Here is a 3,837-nt window from a genome sequence, read left to right as displayed (position 1 = left end):
CTCGACGGCCGCGGCCGTCGACCGCTCGTCGCGCAGCGCCAGCCGCTTCTGCTCGGGCTGGGTGAGCAGGTGGTAGAGGGCGTTGCCGAGCTGGTAAGCCGTCGACTTGTGGCCCGCGAAGAGCAGTACCCACGCCGTGGAGACCAGTTCGTGGTCGGTGAGGGCGCCCTCCTGGTCGTGGGCTTCGACGAGGGCGCTCAGCAGGGCGTCGTCCGGCTCCTGCCGCTTGCGCGCGATCAGGTCCACCAGGTAGTCACGCAGATTGCCCTCGGCCACCTCCAGCCTGGCGCGCGCCTCGGGCCCGAAGCCGGTCTGCGCCACGGTCGCGGACCACTCCTGGGCCTGCTTGCGCTCGTTCTGCGGGATGCCCAGCAGTTCGCAGATGACGTGCAGCGGGAGCGGGAAGCAGAACTCGGGGAGCAGGTTCACGGGCTGGGAGGCCGGGCAGGCGTCCAGCAGGTCCTCGGTGATCTGCTGCACGCGCGAACGCAGTGACTGCACCCGCTTCGGTGTGAAGGTGTTGCCGACGATCCTCCGCAGCCGGGTGTGCTTCGGCGGGTCGGAGAAGAGCATGTTGTCGTCCAGCGCGATGGACGAGTCGCCGAAGATGCGGTGATAGGCGTCGATGGCGCCGTACATGTCCTTGCTCAGCCGCGGGTCGGCCAGCGCGGCGCGGGCGTCGTCGTGCCGCGTGATGAGGTAGGTCTCGACGCCGTGCGGCGGCGACATCGGGCACACCGGCGCGGTCTCCCTGAGCCGGGCGTAGACGGGATGCGGGTTGGCGCGGAACTCCCGGCTGCAGGAGGCGGCCGCCGCCGCGGCCTCCTCGGATGACAGTTCCTCGGATGCGAACGCTTGCGTCATTGACTGCTCCCGGGTTTCGCGGGGTGGGCTCCGTCGAATGCCACGTTTTCCCGCGCCACGCGTCCCGGCAAACGCGACTGGGCCATATGGGTCGGGCCGCCGGTGAATGCGTGTGAGATTTCCGCGTTGACCCGGCCGGCCCAGTAAATGGCGTTCCCGATCGCACACGTAAGTACCGCTTGATAGACACGGATTGCACGGATTGACAGACATGGACAGGCCGGTCCCCGACTTCCCGGACCTAGGCACCGCCGGATGGGCAGGAATCTCAGTGAGCGGACGCACAGTCAAATCTGCACCAGTACTCATCGTAGGTGGATCCCTGGTGGGTCTTTCCACCTCCGTTTTCCTCGGTCGCCTCGGCATCGAGCACATGCTCGTGGAGCGGCACGCCGCGACATCGACGCATCCGAGAGGCCGCGGAAACAATGTCCGCACCATGGAGATCTTCCGGACCGCCGGGCTCGAGGCCCGCATCCGGGCCGCCGCCTCCACCCTCGCCGGGAACGACGGGGTCCTCCAGGTCGACACCCTCACCGGGAGCCAGCGCCGCTGGATCATCCGGGACATCTCCGGAGGCATGGACGTGTCCCGGGTCAGCTCCTCGGACTGGTGTCTGTGCAGCCAGAACGACTTGGAGCCGGTGCTGCTGGAGCAGGCCCGCCGCCAGGGCGGTGACATCCGCTTCGGCACCGAACTGGTCTCCTTCGAGCAGGACGAGCGGGGAATCCAGGCGCGGATCCAGGACCGGGAGACCGGTGAGATCACGTCCGTGGCGGCGGATTATCTGGTGGCCGCGGACGGCCCCAGAAGTCCTGTGCGCAATCAGCTGGGAATCGCCCAGTCGGGGCCCGGTGAGCTGTTCCACAACGTCAGCGTCACCTTCCGCAGCCGGCGCCTGAAGGACTACACGGGCGGCGAGCGATTCGTCGTCTGCTACATCACCGACCCGCAGGGCGAGGGAGCGCTGCTCCCGGTGGACAACGAGGAACGGTGGGTCATTCACGTCCCCTGGTTCCCGGAGCGCGGGGAAACCCTCGAGGATTTCACCGAGGAGCGCTGCGCGAACCATGTCCGGGCCGCCGCCGGCGTGCCCGATCTCGATGTCGAGGTCACCGGAAAGGCACCCTGGCACGCGTCGAAGCGGGTCGCCGACAGCTACGGTCACGGCCGGGTGTTCCTGGCCGGTGACGCGGCCCACGAAATGCCGCCCACCGGGGCGTTCGGTTCCAACACGGGAATCCAGGACGCCCACAACCTCGCGTGGAAACTCGCCGCGGTGCTCCGCGGCTGGGCCGAGCCGTCGCTGCTGGACAGCTACGAGCGGGAACGGCGGCCCGTCGCCCTCACCACCAGCACCCGGGCGTCCGTGCAGGCGGTGGAGGAGGAGCACCCGGGGTTCAGCTCCGCGGCGACCCGCAACAACGACCCGGAGGACCTGATGACCGTGGCGCTGTGCTACCGGTACGCCTCCGCGGCGGTGCTCGGCGCCTCCCCCGACCTTCCGGTGGTGCCCGAGACCTTCCAGCTCGGCGGCGACCCGGGCACCCGTGCCCCGCACATGTGGGTCACCAGGGACGGCGTGCGCATCTCCACGCTGGATCTGTACGAGCGGTCCTTCGTGCTCCTCGCCGGGGCCCAGGGCCAGGTCTGGCGCGCCGCCGCCGCGAAGGCCTCCGAGAACCTCGGCCTGCCGGTGGAGTGCCACCTGGTCGGTGACCGCCCCGAGTGCGACCTGGTCCCCGAGCCGGACGCCGACTGGGCGAAGCTGCACGGCGCGGCCGAGGACGGAGCCGTCCTGGTCCGCCCGGACGGGTTCATCGCCTGGCGGGCGCACGCCGAACTGCCGCACGCCGACCGGATGCTGACGACCGCGCTGCAGACGGTCCTCGGCCGCCTGTGAACCCCCATCGCCGAAGAGGACAGGGCCTATGAGCACAGCACTCGACGACACCCCCGCCGCGGGCCGGGTCGACGTCCATCACCACTTCACCGCGCCCGCCTGGCTGGACTGGGCGGAGGAACGCGGTGTCGCCGACCGCGAGAAGCTGCCCTGGTGGACGCGCTGGGACCTGGACACGGCCCTGGAGGTCATGGACAAGACGGGCATCGGCACCGCCGTCATGACGGTGGCGATGCTCGGCCGGCTCCGCGAACGCGCGGAGCGTCAGGAGAGCGCGCGGGTGGCCCTGCGGGCGGCGGCCGACGTCGTCGAGCGCCATCCCGCGCGCTTCCGGTTCTTCACCCCGGTCTTCCTCGACGACCTGGAACTGTCCTCGTGGAGCCTCACGTACGGCCTCGACGAGCTGGGGGCCGTCGGCGTGAGCACGCGGACGAGCATGGACGGCGTCTACCTCGGTGACCCGTCGCACGACCGGCTGCTGAGGGAACTGGACGAGCGGCACGCCGTCGTCAGCACCCACCCGATGGAGGTGCCGGCGGGGAAGCCGGGGAGCGGGAACGCGGGGCTGCCCGGCATGCCGCCGTTCGTCTGCGACTTCCTGGTGGACACCACCCGCGCGGCCGTCAACCTCATCCGGAACGGCACCCTCGACCGCTATCCGAACCTCACTTTCATCCTCCCGCACGGCGGAGGATTCCTGCCCTACATCGCCGACCGGCTGGACCTCTTCGGCGGGCATCTCACACCGCCGATCGAGCCGGGCCGGGTCCGTGACTACCTGCACCGCTTCTACTACGACACGGCGGGCCCCATGTCACCCTCGGCCACGCCCACCCTGCTGGCCGCCGTGGACCCGAGCCGCATCCTGTTCGGCACGGACTGGCCGCCCACCCCGGGCCACGTCATCGCCGACGTGACGGCGCCCGCGCTGGACGCCGACCCGGCTCTCTCCGACGACCAGCTGCGGGCGATCAACCGGGAGAACGCGCTGCGGCTCCTCCCGGCGCTCGCCGGCTGAGGCGCCCCAAGCAGCATCGCACGCCGCGCCCACGACGAAGGGCCGCTGTCCC

Annotated in this window: 3 protein-coding genes; 2 read left to right on the top strand and 1 reads right to left on the bottom strand. The window is 70.3% G+C overall.

What is annotated here, in order from left to right:
* Positions 1-864 (bottom strand): cytochrome P450 (locus CCN42_RS37360; RefSeq protein ID WP_086741724.1); only part of this gene is annotated, 864 nt, incomplete at its 3' end.
* A 211-nt stretch (positions 865-1,075) separates the two neighbouring features.
* On the opposite strand from CCN42_RS37360, the gene CCN42_RS37355 reads away from it, so the two are divergent.
* Together CCN42_RS37355 and CCN42_RS37350 are read left to right on the top strand one after the other, a co-directional pair.
* Positions 1,076-2,767: an FAD-dependent oxidoreductase gene (locus CCN42_RS37355; RefSeq protein WP_086741723.1), complete on the top strand. Its 1,692-nt coding sequence runs from the start codon at positions 1,076-1,078 to the stop codon at positions 2,765-2,767.
* 28 nt (positions 2,768-2,795) lie between these two features.
* Complete coding sequence (locus tag CCN42_RS37350) at positions 2,796-3,785, top strand: amidohydrolase family protein (protein ID WP_086171991.1); 990 nt, start codon at positions 2,796-2,798, stop codon at positions 3,783-3,785.
* Positions 3,786-3,837: the final 52 nt, after the last annotated feature.

It is taken from the genome of Streptomyces glaucescens, assembly GCF_002154375.1.
Taxonomy (GTDB): domain Bacteria; phylum Actinomycetota; class Actinomycetes; order Streptomycetales; family Streptomycetaceae; genus Streptomyces; species Streptomyces glaucescens.
This window is presented reverse-complemented; position numbering and strand designations above follow the sequence as displayed.